Raw genomic sequence first — 22,010 nt, forward strand, 5'->3', positions numbered from 1 at the left:
TTTGGTAGGGGAAAATTTGAGTCAACTAATCCACAAGCTAATATTTAGTACGCTTTTTATCCTAAGTTTGTGGGGGATCTCGTGCAATGGATTAGCTCAACCATTGAGCGCGGCTTCCACACAGCTCAAATTTGAACATATTCGCAGTGAAGATGGCCTTACCCAAAATACGATTACCAGCCTGTTTATGGACAATGCAGGTATGTTATGGATTGGCACTCAAGATGGTTTGCATGCTTATAACGGTCACAGCTTCAATATTTTCCCCCATTCACCCAATGATCCGAGGAGTATTTCTGAGAGCTATGTCTCTGACATTATTCAAGACTCAGAAGGTAATATCTGGGTTTCGACTTTCAGCCAAGGGGTAAATCGACTCGATTTGAGCACAGGGACCTTTGAACACTTTGGCCAAGAACAAGGGCTTACCGATCCACGCACAACCAAACTCAGCGTTGTAGGCAATACACTCTGGATTGGTACTAAAGCAGGACTATTTTCCCTATCGACCAAAACCAAACGCATTACCCAAGTGAACTTAGGTAATAGTGTTCAACCCCACATCACCAGCTTAGCCAATGTTGAAGACACTTACCTGCTGGCAGGAACACAAGATAGCGGCACCTTTGCTGTCAGTGCCAATACTATTACTCGCTTAAATGTCCCGCAGAATCTCACTGCACATCAAATTAGGGCACATTCCGCTAATGCGATCACTTTAGCTCTGGGTGGGCAATTATGGCATTACAACTTGGCGTCACAACAGGGCGAAATCCTCTGGCAGACAGACGATAATGTGCCTTACATTAAAGATTTTATCCAAACTGAGCAGGGTGACTTTTGGGTTGTTGGGCCAGAAGCCGGTCTTATTCAACTCGAGAGAAACGATAAGGCATTTACTGCGACCTACCACAGGTATGATCCTAAGCGTACCAACAGTATCAGTGAAAATAACATGCTGAGCTTACTGCAAGATCCCTTTGGCAATTTATGGTTAGGTGCCAGTTATTCTGGTCTAGATAAAATTAATACCCGTCGTCAGTATTTTCAGCATATTTACGAATCCACCCCTAACCTGTCGCAACAAAGTAACAACATTCGCACCTTGTTCCGCAGCCAAGATAATGCGCTATGGATAGGAACCGAAGGTGCTGGGCTTAAACGCATGTTGGCCAATGGAAAATATGAACACTACACGGAGCTCTTTGCTAACGCCTTAGGGATGCATCAACGCAACTTGAATCTTATCCTGCGAGATATAGACCAAGACAAAAATGGCGTGCTTTGGTTTGCCACTAACTATGGGCTAGGTCGACTGGCGCTAGATGGCCACTTCCAGTTACTCAAGGTGACAGAACGCACTGATCAAGGCGCAGAAACCAATTATATCCGTAGTTTAGATATTGATGAGCAAGGTCACCTCTGGGTGGCAACAACCAATGCCCTCTACCGTAAGGCGATAGATACCGATGAATTTACTTTTATCTCATTAGCACATATTGATAATTTCTATCCGGCACAAAACCAGTTTTTAATCCTCAGAACACACAAAGACACGCTATGGATAGGTACTCTCGATGGCCTACTTAAACTGGATATGAAAATAGGCACAGGTAAATCCTACTTCCATCAATCCTCAGACAAAAACAGCCTGATCAACAACCGTGTCCGCGATATTTTAGTCACAAAGTCGGGCGAGGTATGGTTTGCCACCCATGGTGGGATCAGCAAGTTACCGTCCCAAGAGACTGATGCAAGTTTTAGCCACTATACCCGCAATCAGGGATTACCAAGTGATACCATCTATGCCTTACTCGAGGATCAAGAACACAACATTTGGTTTAGTAGTAATGCGGGGATAGGAAAGCTCAATCCTAAAACCAATCGTGTCATCATATTTAACGAGCAAGAAGGGCTACAAGCACTGGAATTTAACGGTGGCGTAAAACTTGAAGACAGCGATGGCGATCTCTGGTTTGGTGGCATTAATGGCATAAATCGTTTCAATCCAAAGTCAATTCCAGATCAACGACCCGATGTTAAAGTCGCACTCACTGGCTATAGTATTGCGGGTAAAGGGCACACTATTCTCGATTTGAGCCATCCACCTAGTATAGTAATGGACTATAGCGATCAGCTGATCAGTTTTGAGGTGACCTCATTGGATTTCAGCTATACGGGTAAAAACCGCTTCAGCTATTTTCTTGAGGGATTTGATAACGAGTGGCATGAGCTCCCCACAGGTAATGAAATCACTTTCACCAATATTAATCCTGGTCACTACCAACTGCATGTTCGCCATGGGCTGCAATACAACACTCAAGGTGACTACGCCCTTTCTGTCGATCTTCATGTACAAGCGCCCTTCTATCGAACTCAGTTCGCCTACGCCCTCTACAGCTTGCTCTCTCTATGGCTGTTGGCTTGGATCATTATCTGGCGTAAAAGGAAACGTCAGCAACAGCGCGAATTTGAAACCAGTATCCGCGCCTCAGAGGAGCGACTCAAACTTGCACTTTGGGCCTCTGGCGATGGCATGTGGGACTGGAACATACCAGAAAATCGAGTCTATCGTACCAATATGGATTCTTCAGTCCCCCATTGGAATAGCAGCAATATAGCCCATGAGAGCATGCACTCAGAGGATAGGGAAAGATTCAAATTTGAGCTTAACGAACACCTTCAAGGTCGTTCGCCTTTCTTCGAAGCAGAGTACCGAGTCGAACGCTCCCCCGGTAATTGGGTATGGATTTTAGACCGCGGTAAAGTGGTGGAAAAAGATAGCCTAGATAATCCGATCCGCATGACAGGGACCAACCGCAACATTACCTCACGCAAACTGATTGAAAACGAGTTGGTACTGTCATCACAAGTGCTCAACAGTATGAACGAAGCCGTTGTAGTGGGAGGATTAAATTATCGAATTCGTTCGGTCAACCCAGCATTTTGTGCCATTACAGGGTACACAGAACGCCAAATAACCGACAGGCATTTCATTCACTTAGCCTTTAGTCGCCAACAGCGGGAGTTGTTCAATACAATTGAACAACAGCTACTGCGTCACAAACATTGGGTCGGAGAACTGTGGATCCGCAATAAACAACGTCAGGCCATTTTAGTCTGGCTTGAAATCAACCAAGTGATCGATATCAAAGGCGAAACCAGTCACTTCGTTGCTGTATTTACCGACATCACAGAGCGGAAAAAAGCCGAAGAAGATCTGCGTTTCCTCGCCAGCTTCGACACATTAACTGGCTTACCGAACCGAACCTTATTTCAAGACAGGCTCAATCACGCGATTACTCAAGCGCACAGAGCGAATAATATCGTTGCCTTGCTGTTCTTAGACCTCGACCGCTTTAAACATATCAACGACTCTATGGGTCATCATGTCGGGGATTTGTTACTGAAAGCCGTGGCAAGACGACTGCAAAATGCAGTGCGTGATGGCGATACTGTCGCACGCTTAGGTGGCGATGAATTTACTATTATTTTAGAAGGTGTTGCGAAAACAAAAGCCGCAACCCTGATCTCAGAAAAAGTACTCAGAGCATTCCAAACGCCCTTCCTATTGGACGATAAAACGCTGACCATTTCGACCTCAATAGGTATCAGCTTATACCCTAACGATGCGGACAATGCCGACTCACTGATTAAATTTGCCGATACCGCCATGTACCACGCAAAATCATCAGGTCGAAATAACTTTCAGTTTTATACCTCTAAGTTAAATGAAATCGCCACCCGTCATGTACAACTCGAAAGTGGTTTAAAGGAAGCTATCCAACGCAAAGAACTAAGCTTGGTTTATCAACCTAAATTCTGTTTACGAGATGGTTCACTCACAGGACTGGAAGCACTTTTACGTTGGTATCACACTGAACTTGGCCCCATTTCCCCCGTCGAGTTTATTCCACTGGCGGAAGAAACCGGCATCATCACCCAAATTGGCCATTGGGTGATCAACCACGCCTGCCAGCAATTAGCCGAATGGAATAGCCTAGGATTTAACGGGATCACTATCGCCGTCAACCTATCGGCTCGCCAACTGAAAGCGGACATTATCTCCACCATCGAAGTTGCTTTAGCCGTATCAGGTCTCCCGGCTCAATCCCTTGAGCTTGAGCTTACTGAATCAATGATCATGGGCAATCCGCAGGAATCGGTCAGCATCCTATCTAAACTCAAGGCCCTAGGATTGACCATAGCCGTGGATGATTTTGGTACGGGTTATTCGAGCCTAAGCTATCTCAAACGCTTCCCGATAGACACACTCAAAATCGATCGAGAATTTGTCAGAGACATCACCAACGATCCCGACGATGCCGCCATCACCAGCGCCATTATTGCCCTCGCTCACAGCTTAGAACTGAATGTCGTCGCCGAAGGCGTAGAGACCCAAGAACAGCTCAACTTCTTGGCGATGCAGGGTTGCGATCAAGTACAAGGTTTTTTACTGAGTAAACCCTTAAATGCCGAAGATTGTTTAACCTTACTCAAAAATCAATCTAAGCCACAGCCACTTTGATTTAAGGCGAAGTCTACAAATGTCATCGCAAAATTCAGCCAATAAAAAAGGCTCCTAGGAGCCTTTAAACATCACCACAAATTCCTTACTTTGCTAAACGTTCAACACGCTTAACCCAACCTTCAGGACCTTTAATATGGCCCTTTTGGATTTCGGTATACAGTTTATAGATGCGCTGAACATGCTCGCCCACTTCACCATTACCGACAGTGACAACATGGCCATCTTCAAAAATGTAGGAGCCTACAGCAGAAACCACGGCCGCCGTCCCAAAACCACCAGCCTCGACAATTTCACCAGATTCAATATCAGCGATAAATTTATCAAGCATGACAGTCTCTTGGCGCACTTCACAACCGAGCATATCTCCCAATTCCATAATAGATTGCGAGGTGATCGACTTCAAAATAGTATCTGTGAAGGTTGGAATAATCACAGTGCCATCTTTCAGAATGTGGAAATGATTCATCGCGCCCGCTTCTTCAATCTGTTGATTGGTTGAATCGAGATATAACACTTGCGATGCACCAAAGGCTGCCGCCGCTTTACCCGCACGCAACGAAGCCGCATAGTTACCCGCAGCTTTTGAGGCGCCAGTGCCACCCGATACTGCACGATGGAAAGTTTTGCTGATCAGCAAGCGTATGCCTTTGTTCACGCCAGCCGCGTAATAAGCGCCACTTGGGCTTAACACGACACAGAAGGTATAACGCGAACTTGGGCTCACAGAGAGGCGGTCTTCGGTCGCAAAAATAAAAGGACGAATATACAGACACGCGCCTTCTTGCATCGGGAACCACAGGCGATCGACATCAATCAACGCATTGATCGCATCCATCTGCATTTGTTCATCGATATTAGGAATACAAACGATATCGGCGGAGCGATTCATCCGCTCGGCATTCTTATTAATGCGGAAAGTATAAATCTCGCCATCTTCGTGCATAAAGGCTTTCGCGCCTTCGAAGATCGACTGGCCATAATGCAACGCCATTGCACCCGGTGCCATTTCAAATGGTCCATAAGGAACGATGCGCGGATCGCACCATTGTCCATCATGATAATCCATCAAAAACATATGATCGGTTCTGAGTCTACCAAAGCCCACATTCCCCTCGGGCTTGAATTGCTCAGTACGGCGCTCGGACGCAGGTTTTAAATTGTAGGTTATTTCCATCGCATACCACCTTGATTACTGAACAAGCAGACTAGGGAGCGACAGGAATAAAGTCAAGAGGGGCGCGCATATCTAAAGGTCTAAGCAAATAAAAAACTCGCTAACACGCTTGGTTCAACTTTTCACACGGCCTCAGAGACAGGATAAAACAATCCACAATAATGCCAATGGCAAGTATTTTTGCCACAATAGGGTCGAACTCCCAATGAGATGATCCAATGTCAGATTATAAAATGATCCCCTGCGCCCACTACGACTATCTCGAACTCGCCTGTCTGCGTGGTTATCAACTCAACATTGAGCTTATTGATGGCACCCAATGCCAAGGTAAAGCTATCACCACGCAGACAAGAGCCGACAAAACTGAGTGGCTTATCATCCAACTGCAACAAACTAAACAATCCCTTAGACTCGACCATATCGCCGCCATCACCCCCCTCGAGCCTAATGCTGAATTTAGCCGAGTACTCATTGCGGCCAAGCAACCCTAGCAAAGGATATAACATGGCAACTATGATTTTATCGGTTGAAATCGGTCACTGGATCGGTGGGCATAACGGCCAATACCCCCATCTCATTGAATTTGATATGGCGCATCTGGATAGACCCTTTCAGGTCAGCGAAGGTTGGGGGCATGGTTTAGGAGGCTTCGCTTACTCACTCGCACAATTTGTCGAAACGCCTTATTTCCTCAAACTCAAAACCGAGGCTCCTTGGGCGTTTGCCATTATCGAACAAGGCCTAGCCCAACAAGATATTGAGACTATCGCCACCGCACTCTCAGAACAATATGGGGATCATCCGCCGCTTGTCCCTGCACATTTAATGGAATACTTATTAGGTTAAAGCTAAAGGGTTTTGTTAGAAGAGAGTGGACCTGCTGAACAATACAGGCTTAGTTAGCGAGGTGTATTGCGGAAAAGCTTCACCGAGTCATGACACTCGGTGACAGGATTCGAAATAGGGATCGAAACAGGCTTCTTAACGGGACGAAAAATAGCTTAGCGCTTAAACCGCAACCGCCGCAATCACAGAAACTTCAACCAAATATTCTGGCTCGGCAATAGCGGCTTGCACACAAGCGCGGGCTGGCGCATGGCCTTTAGGCACCCAAGCATCCCATACCGCATTCATCGCATCATAATCACCCATATCTTTCAGATAAATAGTCACTGACAGTAAATGCTCACGCGAACTCCCCGCCTGCGCTAACAAGGTATCGACCTCCTCAAGCATAGTGACAGTTTGCTCGGTGATGCCTTGATACTTGTCCTTCGCCACTTGACCACACAGATACACAGTACCTTGGTGGATCACTATACTGCTCATGCGGGTACCGACATCTACACGGGTAATACTCATATTGATAATCTCTTAAATCAGATGCACTTAAATAAATGGCTCAGCAAGAACCGAATCGGCCATTTTAGCGATAAACTGGCTTTATGTCTGCGCCACGAATCTGGGCAAAGGTGAATAAAAACGTGCCATCAAGACAAATAATCCTAGACTACAGCTCACCACGGCCAGCCACACTAACGGCGTCGCCACGGCAAAATTGACTAATTGAAATCCGACTAATGCTGCGCATGCCGCGATCAAAGCAAAGGGCAACTGAGTCACCACATGGTCATGGGGAGCGCAACCTGAGCTGGTCGCACTGAGCACGCTGGTATCTGAAATGGGCGAGCAGTGATCGCCAAAAACCGACCCCGCCATCACAGCGCTCAGTACAGGTAACAACAAATGAGGATCTAAGTTATGGGCAATCTCTGCGCCAATCGGGATCATAATTGCAAATGTTCCCCAACTTGAACCCGTCGCAAAAGCCATTATCGCGCAGAGTAAAAACATTCCCGCTACCAGCAGGTGCGGGGAAAGATAAGCCTTAGCCCAAGCAGCCAACAATTTAGCGACGCCAAGATCTTGGATCACAGCGCCAATCATCCAAGTGCAGAGTAAAATCGCAATGGCGAAGGCGATCATGCGAACTCCGTAGCTCAAATCCCCCACTAACGCCGTTAAACGTCGCCCAGACAAGCATAACATGGCAAGAGTGACTAAGGTTGCCAACAAACAAGCATCGCGCATAGAAGCGCCAATATCAGCCTTAGCAAGCCAAAGTGACACATCCCAAGAAGAGACCTGCTGAGCCCCAGACCACAAAGTTAATCCCACTGAAGCAGACAGCAGAGTCAGCATAGGGATTGCGAGCAGCCAAGGATTTCCCTTAACCTCGACCGTATTGGAGGATTCCACAGCAGTAACAGCAACAAAAGAGTGAAAACCTACGCCATACCAAGCGACGAGTACGGACAAGCCTAAGGTCACTATGGCGTAAAAGTTAAATAAGGCCACCTCAATAAAGGCTTCCAGCGGCGACACGGGCAAAAAGCTGATCCCCGCGATAAGCGCCATCACATAGGGGCCCCAACTGGAGAAAGGCAATAGCGCACATAAAGGCGAAGCATTGGAATCAACTAAATAGGCGAGCTGCTCATGGCGAATACCATAACGCTGGCTGAGCGGCTGACACACATGGCCGACAGCAAGACAACTGAAAATCCCATCGATAAACACTAACCAACCGAGAAATACGACCCCAAGACGCGCCTGACGTTCAGTACGAATACGGCTATACAGCCAATCACCAAACTGCCCCACGGCACCGCCACGTGCTAACAATTGCGTCATGCTACCGAGCAATAACATGGCGAACAGCACATTGAGATGCCACGCTTGCCAAACACCTTGGGCATAAAATTGTTTTACACCGATATCAAGCAAATACAACCCAGTTTGCAGAGGATCAAATTGGGCGATTAATAGGGCACCAGAGACAATACCTACACCTAACGCCACCAGCGTGCGGCGTAAAAATAGCGCTAAAGTTAAGGTCAACAGTAGCGGGAGTATGGCGAGCAAACTAGGCGACATGGACCATTCCGATAAAAAATAAAACCAAGAATACTAACGAGTTAATAACAAATGCAAAAAAACTTAATTTAGAACCCAGTAATAGGGTGTTTTTTAACCAAACGGCAAGAATCGCTATTCCTTAAGTTCTAGGCACTGCTAGAATCACAGTCCCATCCAGAAACCATAGGACTCTCCAGATGAGCCTTGAATTACTGTCCAAACTGGAAACCAAAATCCAGGCTGCACTCGAAACTATCGAGCTTCTAAAAATGGAGCTTGAAGAAGAGAAGCAAAAAGCGTCTACGCTGAGTGAGCACAATCAACAATTGAATGCGCAAAACCAGCAACTACAAGAAGAACTCACTTCTTGGAACGAAAAAGTGACTGGCCTTGTTGGCTTGTTAAACAGCGAAATCTAAACTGCATTAGTTTGATGATGCTGCGCTTCGATCAGTTCGTTCAATTCTAAAATAGCCTGCTTCACTTTTGGCAGGCTTTTTCTTGGCAGTAAAAACCGTCCCTTCTCAAATTCCAATCGTCCTAAATCTTTAACCCAAATAACACCAGTGAGAAAAATACGCGCGTGCTTAACGATAAGCTTAGGTGCGTAGACAGGAAAAACTCTCATATGACCACCTACAAGCATTCTTGTTGTTATTGATTACAGTTGTTTGACAGAAGCTTTGCCACTTGAGTTTCATCGTTAGAGTGGTATTTTTTATCTTTTATCGCCAAAAATACTTAATCGTTTGATTTAGTTAAACTATGAATATGTCACCCTGTGAGCAAAAAAAGAAGATCGCCATAATAATGTCACTTGCCAATTTTTTGACACTCTGCTAAATTATTAGCGTTACTCAGGGTAAAAATGAGTCCTCTGGCTCAAGTCCGTACTTTCTTTTACAAGAAGTACGGTTTTTTTTGCCCATTTTTTGCCTCGTCTTTATTCCATAAGTTCAAACGACTAGCCTACAGAGGCCTAACTCAGTACGTTAAACTCCCTATCAAAGCTTTATTTGCCTTGTTGTTGCCAACCCCCCAATAAAAAAGAGCCCTTAGGCTCTCTTTAACATGCAATCGATACAACATTATCATCCGCTCATATGACAGCAGTGCGGGTAACGCCTATCGAACTATTTTTTTGCTAGGTAGAAAGCAATTTCTAACAGCTCGTCGTAGGATTTGATTGCCCCTGTTTCAACACGGTACTTACCGTTAACAACCAGAGCAGGTACACCCGTCAGCTTAGCGTTTTCAGTATCACGCTTCATCTTTGCCATTTGCGCCTTTACCATGAAAGACTCTGCGGCCGCATCGAAGGTTTTACCATCGACACCGTTAGCAATAAACACAGCACGAACATCATCGCGATTAGTAAAATGCTGTTTCTTCTCATGAATAGCAGAGAATAACGCCGCATCCATTTTCTCATCGACGTTTAACTGATGTGCGACTGCAAATGCGCGTGACATTTCAACCCCCATCTCTTTGCCGATAAAATCAACGTGTGCTTGGTTAAACGCAACGCCTTCTGGCTTATCGGTGAGAATTTTTGGCACTACGGTTTTAGAGAAAGTAAAACAATGCGGACAATAGAAAGAGAAAAACTCAGTAATCTCAGGCTTCGCTGTTGCTGGGCCATCGTTAATCACTGTGTAATGCACACCTTCTTGGTATTCCACAGCCGATACTGCCAGTGGCGCCAGTAACAGAGCCGCGGCCATGAGTAATACTTTTTTCATGAAAATTCCTTAAATCATTTTGATAAATTGGCTGGAGACTAACATATTCCATTTTTTGAGTGTAACTCAAGCTTAAGAGTTCAATCTAATGTCACAAGATACGTCTGTGAAATCATATTTTGCTCAATGCTAATACGGCACTAGGCTCAGTGGTGGTTCGCTAAGGGCAAATAATTGCTCTTTGAACGCCAAAATCTGCTGTTCCCAATACTTTTCATCCCCAAACCAAGGGAAGTTCATCGGGAAGGCCGGATCGTCCCAGCGACGGCCAATCCACGCGTTGTAATGCACCATACGCAGCGCCCGCAGCGGTTCAATCAAGGCTAACTGTCTTGTATCAAACTCACAAAATTCTTCATAGGCTTCGAGTAAGATCTCAAGCTGCATCAGTTGCTGCGCTCTATCCCCGGTTAGCATCATCCATAAATCTTGAATCGCCGGTCCCATGCGAGCATCGTCTAAATCGACGAATCCGGGACCGTCTGGCGTCCACAAAATATTGCCTGGGTGTAAATCGCCGTGCAAACGAATGGCCGCAAAATCTTGGCGATCCCAAATCGCATTCGCCTTAGCCAGCACCTGCTCTACGACGGTAAAGAACGGCAAGCGTAGGCTATTAGGCACCAGATTAGATTGCTTTAACCACGCGAGCGGCTCGGCGCCTAAAATCTGCGGATTCAGCGGTTCACGTTCAGCAAATACCGTTTGCGCCGCGTACTGGTGTATCCGACCAATAAACCGACCCACTAATTCCAGCTGCTCTAAATTATCGACTTCGAAGGCGCGACCACCCAAGGAAGGAAACAGGGTAAATCGATAACCTTGGTACTTGTGTAACGTATGGCCTTCGATAATTACAGGTACGGCAATCGGGATATCTTCTGCCGCGAGTGCGAGCGCATAATCATGTTCCTCTTGGATCTGCGCATCGCTCCAACGGTCTGGGCGATAGAACTTCACCACATAACGCAGCCCTTCATCGCTACGGAACTGATACACGCGGTTCTCGTAACTGTTCAGCGCGAGTAAGCCCGTTTCCGGGTACACGCCCAGACTTTCGATCGCATCTAAGATCAAATCCGGTGTTAGGGCTTGAAAATGGAACTCAGCGCCGCTAGAACTCGTGGCCGGTGGCGTCATATTCTGACTCATATTCAGTTCACTCTTAGGTGAGGTTGCAGCAAAGTGGCTAAGTATTCCAGCACCTCAAAATCGGCTTCTCGTTCGGTCGAGAGCCAGCAAATGTTGCCGTAAAACTCATAATTGAGCCATAACTGGCTGCCTTCAAATTCTAATAACCATTGGTGCCTATCGGCGCCCCACTGACGCTCGCGCACAGTGCAATCGAGCGCCGCGGCTAAGGGTTCGGCAAAATCGGCGAAACGATCAAAATCGATATCCGCACTGACCGCTAAACTTAAGGCACTTCTATCTAAGCGAATAGTATCTAAGCTAATGGTATCTAAGCTTATGGCTTTTAAATGCGTGCTTGGTAATTTCATGCTTGTTATCCCATCAACTACTACATGACATGATCAAACCTTGGCCCCAGTCCGGTGGACGCTTGGCCAAGTCTTCATGCTCTGCGTGTTCGGCAAAGGGCTGAGTTAAGATTTTTTGCAGCAAATGCAGCGGCGCAAGATTACCCTCTTCCACTGCGATTATCGCCTCTTGGGCTAAATAGTTACGCAAAATATATTTGGGATTCACACTATTGCGCTCTGTTTGCCACGTTGGGATATCCGCTACTGCGCCCAATCGCTGTTGATAAGCTTGATACCAAGCATCAAACTGGCTGACATCAATAAAGTCATCCCGTAGCGCACTGTGTTTGCTGGTTGGATCTAACTTGCCTAATTGACGCCAAGTCTGAGTGTAATCGAGTTGATTTTTCTCCATCAGCACAGTGAATCGACCTATAAGTTCGAGATCCTGTTTGTCCTGCTCTACCGACGACACATCAACTGCTGATAGACCTAGTTTTGCCCGCATCAAGCGCAAATAAGGCTGCACTAGCGCCTCTTGGTATTGATTAAGAATGGCAATTAAGTCATCGGATGGGATCACTGGTGTGAGCGCCTGCGCTAAACGTTGCAAGTTCCACAAACCGACTCCCGGCTGCTGACCAAAGGCATAGCGACCTTCGGGATCAGAATGATTACAGATAAAGTCTTCTTGGAATGTATCGAGGAACGCAAAGGGACCGAAGTCAAAACTGTCACCCAGAATCGACATATTGTCTGTGTTCATCACGCCATGGGCAAAACCGACCGCCTGCCAGTGGGCAATCATCTTAGCGGTATCTTGCACTACCTGTAAAAACCACGCTTTATAGCCTGCGGCATCACAACTCAAATGGGGATAATGCTGAGTAATAGTGAAGTTGAGTAATTGAATCAGCTTATCGGCACGGCCGCGCTCACTGTGGCAGAAAAACTCGAAATGACCGAAACGAATGTGGCTGCGGGCTAAACGCACGGTAATGGCTGCAGTTTCTTGGCTCTCACGCCATACGGGCAAGTCAGAGCCAATCACGGCCAAAGCGCGAGTCGTCGGCACATGTAAATGATGCAGCGCCTCAGAGACTAAAAACTCACGCACCGCGGAGCGCATCACAGCGCGGCCATCACCACGGCGCGAATAAGGCGTCGGACCGCCGCCTTTAAGGGCGACATCCCATGCGCCATTTGGACCAATCGCTTCACCTAAAATGATCGAGCGTCCATCCCCTAAGCGCGGCGTGTAACCGCCAAATTGGTGGCCGCTATACACTTGGGCATAGTAAGTCGCGCCATCGACGGCAGCATTGCCAGATAAGCCCAATAACAGCTCATCGGTGGGTTGGCTCAAGCCAATCAATTGCGCGGCGTCATTACTCCATGCCAGCCATTCAGGCTTAGTTATCCCTTGTGGATATACTTGCGAGTAAAACTCAGGCAGCTGAGTAAAAAAATCCTGTTTAAACTTCATCTTGTCCACCTATTGGCTCATGGTCTTGCAAACCAGCACCGATTTATCGTCGAACTCGCATAGGTGCCCACATTGGTAAGATCCAAGGCCAAAACCACTCACGCCAGAACGACTTAGACGTTGCATACCATGAGCCTTGCTCTGGCATTGCTCTAGAGTATCGTAGTAACCATTAATATCTTCGGCCTGCAAAGGTGTCACCGGAATGGCACTCACATCGGGATAATAAAATAGGGTCCATTCTGGGGTTTTAGTACAGCCACTGAGTAGCAATAATCCAAGCCCGAATAAGACATTCGGTAAGGCATAGCTTAGTTTCATTTTTCCCCTATTAAGCCCATAAAAAAAGCGAACCTTAGTTCGCCTTTTGCGCATTCAGTTAGCAGGGATTCTACACTGCTTAGACGAGGGAAATAACCGCTTTTCGACTAAGGGTTTACCCGCTAAGCGCTCCCTACAACATATCAAGCCGTGGTTGCTTTAGTCTGTGCTTTCTCAATCCGGTTGATTCGGCCCTCAAAGCCAGTGACAGTGCCATCGCTCAGCCCAAGCTCAAGTGCTTTACGACAGATGACAATGGCGGCATCGAAGGCTTGGGTATCATTTAGCAAGGTGGCTAAATGCAGGAAACCGGAAGATTTAAGCTCAGTATCTTTGCCGTGCTCGGCGCTAGCCGCTTGGAACAGTGCAATATACTCTTCCGCTAATTGAGCACCATAGTTGAGGTAATCCGCCGATTTACGCTGTTTGTAGCATTCAGCAATCATATTTTGCAGCGCGGTATAGCGAGCACTGGCTGACGTCGCTCCTTGATACTCCTCAAAGGCACGAACTAAGGTCACATTCGCCCAAGCCCCTGGCGCACCGACCTCAGAACGTGTGTTCGATGCTGGCTCTGCGTCATCTTGGGTGTCAGCTTGTTCATCTGTAGGCGTAGTGCCTAAAATGATCACCGCCTCTTCGTTATGGGCTGCAGGTATATCGACTTCGATGATATCTGTGTCTAGCGCCACCGAAATGCTCGCAGGGCTTTCGGTCTCACGGGGCATTAATTCGGCTTCAACTTCGATAACGGGCTCTACTTCAGCCACGCCAGTATCCTCAACCCTTTTAACTGGCTCAGGTTCTAAACGCTCGGGCTCAGCAGCGGAGAAAATAGGTGCCTCTTCGGTGGGAACTACAGGTTTTACCGAGGTCGACTTGGGTTTCATCGCCTCTTGTTCTTCTTTCGCCAATCGCTGCGCGCGAAGGAATAAAAACACCCCGACAGCAATCAGTATAAATACGACTAAGATCTTCATTCTTGTTCACCTTTGATGGCCGCTTCTCATCAGAAGCCGTGTCAATGGGTTTGCCAACGTCCATCAGGACAGTGTCCATGGCAACCGAGTCTAGCTAAAAATTGAGCAGAGATTAACCGCTATTAAAGTCCATTGTGTCGGTGCAAATCAAGTATTTATGCCTTTTTATACGATCTTGCGCTCAAATAGTTATAGCCAATTGCGCTAGACTGGCACAATCGAGTTCCCTAATCCCCCCATCCACCTGCTTATAACAAACATAAGGAAAACCTGATGCAAAGTATTCTTATCGTGGCCCATGCCAGTCCCTACGGAACAGAAAAGCTATTTAATAGCTTACGCATCGCATTAGCCCTGAAGGATCAGGACGAGCAAGCGGTCGATCTTAAACTTTTTCTCATGTCAGATGCCGTGTTTGGCGCACTCAAAAATCAAACCACACCTGACTTAAGCTACAACCTGCAGCAGATGTTTGAAATTCTCTCGGCACAGCAAGTTCCGATTCTACTTTGCAAGACCTGCGCTCAAGCACGAGGCGTCACAGCGGAAATGATTATCGAAGGTGCGCACATAGGCACACTACAAGATTTAACTCGCTGGACACTGGCCGCCGACAAAGTGATGCATATCTAAGATTTATTTTTAGGTGTGACATTGGGGATAGTTGGATTATTTAAAGCCCCATTTTGTGCGCACCTTCATAAATTGGCGCTTTCGTTTTGTCAGCGCCAATTTCACTACCTATGATGGGATATCCGAGTGACAAGCTAAGGTATTCCAATGGGCACAGCCACACTGCTTACGGGCAAACTCCTGTACGAACACCAAACCATTGCCGCAATGGTGACAATTTATTGCAAGGCGAAACACCAAGGCCAAGACGCGACGAGCCTATGTGCAGATTGCATTGAGTTATTGGATTATGCCGCAACACGCCTAGATCGCTGCCCCTACGGACAAAACAAACCCACCTGTAATAAATGCCCAGTGCATTGCTACAAACCCGCGCAGAAACAAATCGTCAAAGAGATCATGATCTTCTCCGGTCCACGGATGTTATTACCGCATCCCGTTCGTGCAATCAAACACTTACTCGCGGAACGCATTCCTGTTCCCAGCGTTGTGCCCGAGGCGGCTTCAAATCGTCATCAGCGCATAGCAAGCCAACAGAAAAACTAACGGCGATACTTTTACCGAGCCGATTTCCCTGATATAACAGGGCTCGAGGTATCGCATATGAACGAGTTTCATAGTTTTTTCACTCAAGCTTACTGGTGGTTGTCATTATTTGGAGGCGTACATTGCCTCGCGTTAGCTATTTATATTCGCTATTTTTATCACCCAGACGCTAACCAAAAACTCCTCGCCGCTTTCTTAAGTCTTATTGCTCTATACTTCCTCACGGGTATGTTAAACCGCGATAACAGTCCAATTCCCATTCATATCCTATTCAATCTGATTAACCCCATCTATTTTTTGCTCATGCCTTTGCTCTATCTATATTGCAAACGCAGTTTAGCACCAACCAATAAACCGCTAGGGTTTTCAAAGCATTACTGGCCATCTGCATTAACATTAGTTTTCGCCATTTTAGATATTGCCCTAAGATTAACTGCGCATCCCATTAACGAGTGGCAACCCATAGCTCTGATGCTTAAAGAAATGAGTATCAGCCAATGGGGTGCTCTACTCCCAGCGCTGTTATCTGTACAAACCTGTTTTTACTTTATCGCGCTGTGGATGTTGTTTCGTCGACATAAACGCAATCAAAGAGATGTCACTCAAACCCAAGAGGCGCTCGGCACCATTCGGTTTCGTTGGCTGATAAGCTTGACCTTGGCCATGTTGTTGAATTGGTTAATCCGCGTATTTGTGGTGATTTTGCCTTTCTATCTTGGTGATAATCTATCGCTACTTTCCCACGCATTGCCAAGGCTGACCTTACTACTGAGCATGTATATGCTGGCGGTATATGGGCTAAAGCAAATCACCCGCTCTGCCTACTTAAAAGGCCGCATGGCCGAACCAGAGCTAGAGCAACGCCCACTCGTCATTGAAAATATTCTCACCCCAGAGGAGTATGAATTTTTGCATCAAGTTCAGCAGGACGATGCAGAAAAAAACCAAGGTTCTTCGCCACCTAAGAACTAATTGGCGAAACTGCACTCCAATCATCACCACCAATATCACTCCAACCATTAAGTCGAACACTGAACCTAAGCTGACACATATGTCACTTTTGGCTGTCATTTGTGTCGATAAAGGCTAGTCTGGAACAACTAAAGACTTGAAGAGGCGTTACCATGAAATCATTTTTAACAGCCATTGCGGCATCAACATGCCTTATTGTGAGCCTATTTGCTGCCCCAACTGTACATGCAGATGAAAGCTACGATCAGGCAGTAGTCAATTTCCAAAAAGCGAAAGAAACCAGTAAATTTTTCGACACAGCCTATGGCTATGCTTTATTCCCAACTGTGGGTAAAGGCGGAATTGGGATCGGTGCAGCCTATGGCAAAGGCCGAGTCTACCAAGGCGGTGCCTATATGGGTGATTCGAGTCTGACTCAATTATCCATCGGTTTTCAATTAGGTGGGCAGGCCTACAGCGAGATCATCTTCTTTAAAGATGCCAAAGCCTATGAAGCCTTCACGAGCGGCAGTTTCGAGTTTGACGCCCAAGCGTCGGCAGTTGCCATCAACATGGGAGCAAGCGCTCAAGCAGGAACCACAGGCAACTCAGCAGGCGCAGGCCAATCGGGTGGTAATCGCTCAGCAAGCGGCTCTTATATCAACGGTATGGCGGTATTTACCGCAGCAAAAGGCGGCTTAATGTTTGAAGCCGCTCTTGCGGGTCAAGCCTTTAGCTTCGAGCCTAAAGCTAACTAACACGAACCATTCGACTGTGATATCAAACGGCGAGCCTAAATGCTCGCCGTTTTTTCTTAAATGATTACCTCAAGCTTCTGACTCAGATGTTCTAACTAAAACCAAGTCATTAGGATTGAGCGAAATAAGTTGAAATGCATATAGTTGTGCGATTGGGAATAGCGACATAATGACGTGTATAAAACAGGCTGAAATAGAGAGAGTTGTTTGCTCAAAATCAAAAAACTTCAGTTAACAAAATACCCACCATACTTTGGTGGGCATTGAATAAAAACAACCGCAACAACTCAGGGATAGCTTAGGTAAGTATTAAGCACCATCTGATATCGCTTTATGCCGAGGCAGTTTGATTGAGATAAGCGCCGCTAACGCAATAAATGCCGCCGATATCCACAGACAAGCCGCCATGCCATACACTTGATACACCCAGCCAGACAACACAGTGCCGATCAAGCGTCCCATAGCATTCGCCATGTAGTAAAAACCCACATCTAACGATACGCCATCTTCATCCGCATAACTGACGATAAGATAGCTGTGTAATGAAGAGTTGATCGCGAATAAGGCGCCAAACAGCATCAATCCCCAAATCAGTATATTCTCGGCATGAAAGTCATAACTTATCGCCAGCGCAATGCCTGCTGGCACTATGCTCAATATCGCCGCCCAACCTAAGGCGCTACGTCCATCGGGAACCTTGTTTTTGCCCGCCGACTTTGTCCCCGTCAATCGAGGCGCAAAGCCTTGCACTATGCCATAACCTATCACCCAGAGTGCGAGAAAACCGCCGACATACCAATGATCCCAACCAAAGGTTGAGGCCAAATAAACGGGTAAAGCCACCACAAACCACACATCCCGCGCACCAAACAAAAACATGCGTGCGGCAGAAAGCGTGTTTACCGCCGGACTCTTAGAGAAAATTTCCGTGAACTTAGGTTTGTTTTTGGCTTTACCTAAATCGCGCTGCAAACTTAACAGACTAAAAATCCACACCAGCAATAGGCCAATCGCCATGCCTAACACGGCCAGCTGGAATCCAAACAGGGTCAGCAAGGCGCCGCCCAAGAAGAACCCCGCGCCCTTTAGCGCATTTTTGGATCCAGTGAGCATGGCAACCCACTTATACAGCTCACCCTGAGCATCATTGGGCACCAACAACTTGATACTGCTTTTTGCACTCATTTTATTGAGATCTTTAGCGATACCCGACAAGGCCTGCGCCGCCATCACCCAAGCAACCGTCAGCATACCGCTAGGCACAAGCAGCATGCTAAGGGCAACAATCTGCATAAATAGGCCCACATTCATGGTCTTATTTAAGCCTAAACGCGCCCCGAGCCAGCCGCCGACTAAGTTCGTTACCACCCCAAAGATTTCATAGAAGAGGAATAGCATGGCAATTTGCAGTGGGCTATAACCTAAGCCATGAAAATGGAGCACCACTAACATACGTAATGTGCCATCGGTGAGCGTGAATGCCCAATAGTTGCCTGTGACCACCAAATACTGGCGGATCTCGGGTGATATGTTAGACAAAAAACCAGTCAGCTTACCCATAAAGCTTATGCCTTATCCATCAGACCGACCATGCGGGCCAGTTCGACGGTGCGATTGGCATAGCCCCACTCGTTGTCATACCAAGCGTAGAGTTTGACCTGAGTGCCATTGATAATCATGGTCGATAACGCATCGATAATGCTCGAACGCGGATCGGTTTTATAATCGACCGAGACTAATGGACGTTCCTCATAACCTAAAATGCCTTTTAGCGGTCCGTCTGCCGCTTCTTTTAACAGGCGATTGACTTCAGCTTCGGTCGTTTTGCGACTCACCTCAAACACGCAATCGGTTAATGAGGCATTCGCTAATGGCACCCGCACCGCATGGCCGTTAAGCTTACCTTTGAGTTCAGGGAAAATATGGGTAATTGCCGTCGCTGAGCCTGTTGTCGTAGGGATTAGGCTTAAACCACAGGCCCGTGCACGGCGGAGGTCTTTATGCGGCGCATCTAAAATTGTTTGAGTGTTGGTAATATCATGAATGGTTGTCATGGAACCATGCACTATACCGAGGTTTTCGTGGATCACTTTGACGATTGGCGCCAAACAGTTAGTGGTACAGGAGGCCGCAGTCACAATCGGATGAATGGCTTTGTCATAGAGTTGATGATTCACCCCCATGACAACGTTTAACACGCCCTCTTCTTTAACGGGCGCTGTGACCACAACGCGTTTAACGCCTTGATCTAAATAAGCTTGCAGCACTTCTTTGGTTTTCATCTTACCCGAGGCTTCAATCACAACATCACAACCGGACCAATCGGTTTCCCCGATGGTTTTATTGCGAGTACAGCGAATACGCTTACCATCGATAATGATGTCATTACCCTCGGCATTAGCCTCGTACTGCCAGCGACCATGCACAGAGTCGAATGTGAGCAAATGGGCTAAGGTCGCCGCATCCCCAGCGGGATCATTAATCTGCACAAACTCAACCTCTTCCCAGCCCCAAGCAGCGCGTAATGCTAAACGTCCCATACGGCCAAAGCCATTTATCCCGATTTTGATTGTCATACCTGCATCCTTCACACTCAGTTTTATATTAGGTGTTTTATATTATTTGTTTAAGATTAAAGCGTTATCTGTTCGATATAGCCGCGTTGATGCCCTTCTCGTTGGCAATGGCGGTAATAATCTCAGCGGTTTTAGTGCATTTAGCGCATCCACTACCTAATTCTTTGATATTTAACATTTTTATAATTCTCACAGAAGGGGACCTATAGCGTTAAAGATCCAACCGATTAAGGTGAATGAAATCAATAAAATGGCAAAAACGATGGCCAGCAAACGCCATTGCATCACCTGCTTGAGCAAAATGAACTCGGGAAAACTGGCGGCAACCGTTGCCATACAAAATGCCAATGTCGTCCCTACGGGCAAGCCATTAGTGATAAGGCTCTCCATGATAGGGATAACCCCTGTGGCATTGGAATACAGAGGAATACCAATCAATACCGCCGCAGGAACCGACCACCATTGACCATCGCCTAAGTGAGCTTCAATCCAACCGTCAGGCACAAATCCATGGAGTGCGGCGCCAAGCCCAACCCCAATAATGACCCATTTCCACACTCGGCCAAAAATCTCTAGGGTCTCGCCTTTCGCAAACTCATGTCGCTCGGTTAACGTCATAGATGTTGATGTCATACTCTCGCTATTATCGTGACTTGCTTGCGCCTTACCTTGTTCGAGTGCTTTGGCGGCAAAGGACTGCAGCCAACGCTCAGCGCGAATTGTGTCCAAAAATGCCCCCGCCAACATACCCACTGACATGCCGACCAGCACGTATATCACAGTGAACTGCCAGCCCAGCAGACTCACAAGCAACAGTACGGCGACTTCATTAATTAACGGCGAAGTGATCAGAAACGCCATAGTGATCCCAACGGGGATCCCCGCGGAAGTGAAACCTAAAAAAACCGGAATACTCGAACATGAGCAGAATGGGGTAACAGCGCCAAAACCCGATCCCATAACGTAACCGACAAAACGATTTTTACCCGCCAAGTAATCCCGAACCCGCTCGACATTGAGCGAGGCCCGCACCAAAGCGATGCCATAAATCATCAGCAACAGGAGCGCAAAAATCTTAGTGGTATCTTCAATAAAAAAATGGATGGCGTCGGCGAGCTTAGTATTGGGCTCTAAACCCATCAAATCAAAAGTTAACCAGCCCGCTAAATCTGAAAATATTTGCAGCATTGTTACGCCACCTTAATATTAAGCAAAACTTTAGACACGTAAACATATGAAAAAACGTATATTTGAGGTTAAATTTTTGCTGCTAGTCTTCTAGCAGCAAGCTTTAGCACGGTCAGGACGCCCGCCCATCTTGCACAAATTACGCATATTTTCTTCAAGGAATACAGTGTTTTGGTTGGTAACTTCACTCAACACTAACTGACTCCATTCGGGTAAGTCATTATTGATACGATAGAAAATCCATTGCCCCTGACGGCGATCAACTAATAAACCGCATTTACGTAATTGGGCCAAATGTCGCGAAATCTTAGGCTGAGTCTCTTGCAATGCCTCGGTCAATTCACAGACACAGAGCTCCCCCTCTTGCTGGATCAACATCATGCAACGCAAGCGGGTTTCATCGGCTAAACATTTAAAAAACTGGGTTGGATTAATCATTGATGCCCTTAGACTGAACTAGTACAAACATTTTGATCCTTTTGTTAACTTTCCTAAAGGTTCATTCAAACAGCAAGCTGTGAGCGGTAAGAAACAACACTCGTTTTTCATGGCTATGGATCTTTTGGAAAGACCTTGTACAATATATACGAATTTTCATATATGTAAATATCCGTATATAAGATCACCTTAAGTTTCACGCATTAATCAAAATGGTGTTTGAGTATAGTGTTCAACACTAAGATACATACGAAAATTCACATATAAAAAATCATTCAGACCC

General features: G+C 46.5%; 23 protein-coding genes. 8 read left to right on the forward strand and 15 right to left on the reverse strand.

The features are described from left to right. The first annotated feature begins 1 nt into the window (after position 1). The gene (locus HGO26_RS14390; RefSeq protein WP_168826083.1) at positions 2-4,528 is read left to right on the forward strand and encodes an EAL domain-containing protein; all 4,527 of its coding nucleotides are present in this window, start codon (positions 2-4) and stop codon (positions 4,526-4,528) included. Positions 4,529-4,613: 85 nt separating this feature from the next. On the opposite strand, the gene HGO26_RS14395 is transcribed toward HGO26_RS14390, so the two are convergent. After that, positions 4,614-5,705 (reverse strand): branched-chain amino acid aminotransferase, encoded by a 1,092-nt coding sequence (locus HGO26_RS14395; RefSeq protein WP_168825995.1) that lies wholly within the window; start codon positions 5,703-5,705, stop codon positions 4,614-4,616. A gap of 218 nt (positions 5,706-5,923) precedes the next feature. Here HGO26_RS14395 and HGO26_RS14400 point away from each other — a divergent pair, with 218 nt between their 5' ends. Both HGO26_RS14400 and HGO26_RS14405 read left to right on the forward strand, forming a co-directional pair. Next, a complete protein-coding gene (locus HGO26_RS14400) occupies positions 5,924-6,196 on the forward strand; it encodes a Rho-binding antiterminator (protein WP_105251101.1) in 273 nt (90 codons plus the stop codon). Between the two features lie 13 nt (positions 6,197-6,209). Further along, on the forward strand, positions 6,210-6,551 hold the full coding sequence (locus HGO26_RS14405; protein WP_168825997.1) for a hypothetical protein: 342 nt from the start codon (positions 6,210-6,212) through the stop codon (positions 6,549-6,551). Positions 6,552-6,713: 162 nt separating this feature from the next. Here the strand turns inward: HGO26_RS14405 and HGO26_RS14410 are convergent, their stop codons facing one another. Beyond that, the gene (locus HGO26_RS14410; RefSeq protein ID WP_168825998.1) at positions 6,714-7,067 is read right to left on the reverse strand and encodes a RidA family protein; all 354 of its coding nucleotides are present in this window, start codon (positions 7,065-7,067) and stop codon (positions 6,714-6,716) included. Between the two features lie 81 nt (positions 7,068-7,148). Next, positions 7,149-8,642: a Na+/H+ antiporter NhaC family protein gene (locus tag HGO26_RS14415; protein ID WP_168825999.1), complete on the reverse strand. Its 1,494-nt coding sequence runs from the start codon at positions 8,640-8,642 to the stop codon at positions 7,149-7,151. Between the two features lie 179 nt (positions 8,643-8,821). On the opposite strand from HGO26_RS14415, the gene HGO26_RS14420 reads away from it, so the two are divergent. Continuing rightward, positions 8,822-9,043 carry a cell division protein ZapB gene (locus HGO26_RS14420; RefSeq protein WP_006083484.1) on the forward strand — a complete coding sequence of 74 codons (222 nt, stop codon included), beginning with the start codon at positions 8,822-8,824 and terminating at the stop codon, positions 9,041-9,043. On the opposite strand, the gene HGO26_RS14425 is transcribed toward HGO26_RS14420, so the two are convergent. From HGO26_RS14425 to HGO26_RS14455, 7 genes are all read right to left on the reverse strand, one after another. Beyond that, a complete protein-coding gene (locus tag HGO26_RS14425) occupies positions 9,040-9,252 on the reverse strand; it encodes a DUF1107 domain-containing protein (RefSeq protein ID WP_006083486.1) in 213 nt (70 codons plus the stop codon). The genes HGO26_RS14420 and HGO26_RS14425 overlap by 4 nt on opposite strands. 505 nt (positions 9,253-9,757) lie before the next feature. After that, complete coding sequence (locus HGO26_RS14430) at positions 9,758-10,366, reverse strand: thiol:disulfide interchange protein DsbA/DsbL (protein WP_168826000.1); 609 nt, start codon at positions 10,364-10,366, stop codon at positions 9,758-9,760. A gap of 129 nt (positions 10,367-10,495) precedes the next feature. Continuing rightward, positions 10,496-11,518, reverse strand: a complete 1,023-nt coding sequence (locus HGO26_RS14435; protein WP_113941609.1) for a serine/threonine protein kinase — start codon at positions 11,516-11,518, stop codon at positions 10,496-10,498. A gap of 2 nt (positions 11,519-11,520) precedes the next feature. Beyond that, a complete protein-coding gene (locus HGO26_RS14440) occupies positions 11,521-11,868 on the reverse strand; it encodes a DUF3630 family protein (RefSeq protein ID WP_168826001.1) in 348 nt (115 codons plus the stop codon). 13 nt (positions 11,869-11,881) lie between these two features. Further along, entirely contained in the window at positions 11,882-13,336 is a 1,455-nt protein-coding gene (locus HGO26_RS14445; protein WP_168826002.1) for a protein adenylyltransferase SelO, read from the reverse strand. 9 nt (positions 13,337-13,345) lie between these two features. After that, positions 13,346-13,657 (reverse strand): hypothetical protein, encoded by a 312-nt coding sequence (locus HGO26_RS14450; RefSeq protein ID WP_113941607.1) that lies wholly within the window; start codon positions 13,655-13,657, stop codon positions 13,346-13,348. Between the two features lie 143 nt (positions 13,658-13,800). Further along, positions 13,801-14,637, reverse strand: a complete 837-nt coding sequence (locus HGO26_RS14455) for a hypothetical protein (protein WP_168826003.1) — start codon at positions 14,635-14,637, stop codon at positions 13,801-13,803. A gap of 273 nt (positions 14,638-14,910) precedes the next feature. Between HGO26_RS14455 and HGO26_RS14460 the strand changes: the two genes are divergently transcribed. The 4 genes from HGO26_RS14460 (at position 14,911) to HGO26_RS14475 (ending at position 17,525) form a co-directional block, all read left to right on the forward strand. After that, positions 14,911-15,270: a DsrE/DsrF/TusD sulfur relay family protein gene (locus tag HGO26_RS14460; protein WP_006083495.1), complete on the forward strand. Its 360-nt coding sequence runs from the start codon at positions 14,911-14,913 to the stop codon at positions 15,268-15,270. A 147-nt stretch (positions 15,271-15,417) separates the two neighbouring features. Beyond that, positions 15,418-15,816 (forward strand): nitrous oxide-stimulated promoter family protein, encoded by a 399-nt coding sequence (locus HGO26_RS14465; RefSeq protein ID WP_071940633.1) that lies wholly within the window; start codon positions 15,418-15,420, stop codon positions 15,814-15,816. A 57-nt stretch (positions 15,817-15,873) separates the two neighbouring features. Beyond that, positions 15,874-16,788: a hypothetical protein gene (locus tag HGO26_RS14470; RefSeq protein WP_168826004.1), complete on the forward strand. Its 915-nt coding sequence runs from the start codon at positions 15,874-15,876 to the stop codon at positions 16,786-16,788. 152 nt (positions 16,789-16,940) lie between these two features. Continuing rightward, the gene (locus tag HGO26_RS14475) at positions 16,941-17,525 is read left to right on the forward strand and encodes a YSC84-related protein (RefSeq protein ID WP_105250489.1); all 585 of its coding nucleotides are present in this window, start codon (positions 16,941-16,943) and stop codon (positions 17,523-17,525) included. Between the two features lie 309 nt (positions 17,526-17,834). Here the strand turns inward: HGO26_RS14475 and arsJ are convergent, their stop codons facing one another. The 5 genes from arsJ to HGO26_RS14500 form a co-directional block, all read right to left on the reverse strand. Then, on the reverse strand, positions 17,835-19,085 hold the full coding sequence (arsJ, locus tag HGO26_RS14480) for an organoarsenical effux MFS transporter ArsJ (protein WP_168826005.1): 1,251 nt from the start codon (positions 19,083-19,085) through the stop codon (positions 17,835-17,837). A gap of 5 nt (positions 19,086-19,090) precedes the next feature. Continuing rightward, positions 19,091-20,101, reverse strand: a complete 1,011-nt coding sequence (locus tag HGO26_RS14485; protein WP_168826007.1) for an ArsJ-associated glyceraldehyde-3-phosphate dehydrogenase — start codon at positions 20,099-20,101, stop codon at positions 19,091-19,093. Positions 20,102-20,165: 64 nt separating this feature from the next. After that, positions 20,166-20,279, reverse strand: a complete 114-nt coding sequence (locus HGO26_RS22525) for a thioredoxin family protein (RefSeq protein WP_168826085.1) — start codon at positions 20,277-20,279, stop codon at positions 20,166-20,168. Between the two features lie 11 nt (positions 20,280-20,290). Then, positions 20,291-21,289 carry a permease gene (locus tag HGO26_RS14495; RefSeq protein ID WP_168826009.1) on the reverse strand — a complete coding sequence of 333 codons (999 nt, stop codon included), beginning with the start codon at positions 21,287-21,289 and terminating at the stop codon, positions 20,291-20,293. A gap of 90 nt (positions 21,290-21,379) precedes the next feature. After that, on the reverse strand, positions 21,380-21,727 hold the full coding sequence (locus HGO26_RS14500; protein WP_105250495.1) for a metalloregulator ArsR/SmtB family transcription factor: 348 nt from the start codon (positions 21,725-21,727) through the stop codon (positions 21,380-21,382). Between the last annotated feature and the right edge of the window lie 283 nt (positions 21,728-22,010).

The organism is Shewanella oncorhynchi (assembly GCF_012584455.1).
In the GTDB taxonomy this organism is placed as follows: domain Bacteria; phylum Pseudomonadota; class Gammaproteobacteria; order Enterobacterales; family Shewanellaceae; genus Shewanella; species Shewanella oncorhynchi.

Coding starts and splice junctions, on each gene's coding strand:
- HGO26_RS14460 (WP_006083495.1), top strand. CDS start 14,911: ATGCAAAGTATTCTTATCGTGGCCCATGCCAGTCCCTACGGAACAGAA.
- HGO26_RS14415 (WP_168825999.1), bottom strand. CDS start 8,642: ATGTCGCCTAGTTTGCTCGCCATACTCCCGCTACTGTTGACCTTAACT.
- HGO26_RS14500 (WP_105250495.1), bottom strand. CDS start 21,727: ATGATTAATCCAACCCAGTTTTTTAAATGTTTAGCCGATGAAACCCGC.
- HGO26_RS14440 (WP_168826001.1), bottom strand. CDS start 11,868: ATGAAATTACCAAGCACGCATTTAAAAGCCATAAGCTTAGATACCATT.
- HGO26_RS14435 (WP_113941609.1), bottom strand. CDS start 11,518: ATGAGTCAGAATATGACGCCACCGGCCACGAGTTCTAGCGGCGCTGAG.
- HGO26_RS14465 (WP_071940633.1), top strand. CDS start 15,418: ATGGGCACAGCCACACTGCTTACGGGCAAACTCCTGTACGAACACCAA.
- HGO26_RS14495 (WP_168826009.1), bottom strand. CDS start 21,289: ATGCTGCAAATATTTTCAGATTTAGCGGGCTGGTTAACTTTTGATTTG.
- HGO26_RS14450 (WP_113941607.1), bottom strand. CDS start 13,657: ATGAAACTAAGCTATGCCTTACCGAATGTCTTATTCGGGCTTGGATTA.
- arsJ (WP_168826005.1), bottom strand. CDS start 19,085: ATGGGTAAGCTGACTGGTTTTTTGTCTAACATATCACCCGAGATCCGC.
- HGO26_RS14445 (WP_168826002.1), bottom strand. CDS start 13,336: ATGAAGTTTAAACAGGATTTTTTTACTCAGCTGCCTGAGTTTTACTCG.
- HGO26_RS14400 (WP_105251101.1), top strand. CDS start 5,924: ATGTCAGATTATAAAATGATCCCCTGCGCCCACTACGACTATCTCGAA.
- HGO26_RS14420 (WP_006083484.1), top strand. CDS start 8,822: ATGAGCCTTGAATTACTGTCCAAACTGGAAACCAAAATCCAGGCTGCA.
- HGO26_RS14410 (WP_168825998.1), bottom strand. CDS start 7,067: ATGAGTATTACCCGTGTAGATGTCGGTACCCGCATGAGCAGTATAGTG.
- HGO26_RS14485 (WP_168826007.1), bottom strand. CDS start 20,101: ATGACAATCAAAATCGGGATAAATGGCTTTGGCCGTATGGGACGTTTA.
- HGO26_RS14455 (WP_168826003.1), bottom strand. CDS start 14,637: ATGAAGATCTTAGTCGTATTTATACTGATTGCTGTCGGGGTGTTTTTA.
- HGO26_RS14430 (WP_168826000.1), bottom strand. CDS start 10,366: ATGAAAAAAGTATTACTCATGGCCGCGGCTCTGTTACTGGCGCCACTG.
- HGO26_RS14475 (WP_105250489.1), top strand. CDS start 16,941: ATGAAATCATTTTTAACAGCCATTGCGGCATCAACATGCCTTATTGTG.
- HGO26_RS14405 (WP_168825997.1), top strand. CDS start 6,210: ATGGCAACTATGATTTTATCGGTTGAAATCGGTCACTGGATCGGTGGG.
- HGO26_RS22525 (WP_168826085.1), bottom strand. CDS start 20,279: ATGTTAAATATCAAAGAATTAGGTAGTGGATGCGCTAAATGCACTAAA.
- HGO26_RS14395 (WP_168825995.1), bottom strand. CDS start 5,705: ATGGAAATAACCTACAATTTAAAACCTGCGTCCGAGCGCCGTACTGAG.
- HGO26_RS14425 (WP_006083486.1), bottom strand. CDS start 9,252: ATGAGAGTTTTTCCTGTCTACGCACCTAAGCTTATCGTTAAGCACGCG.
- HGO26_RS14470 (WP_168826004.1), top strand. CDS start 15,874: ATGAACGAGTTTCATAGTTTTTTCACTCAAGCTTACTGGTGGTTGTCA.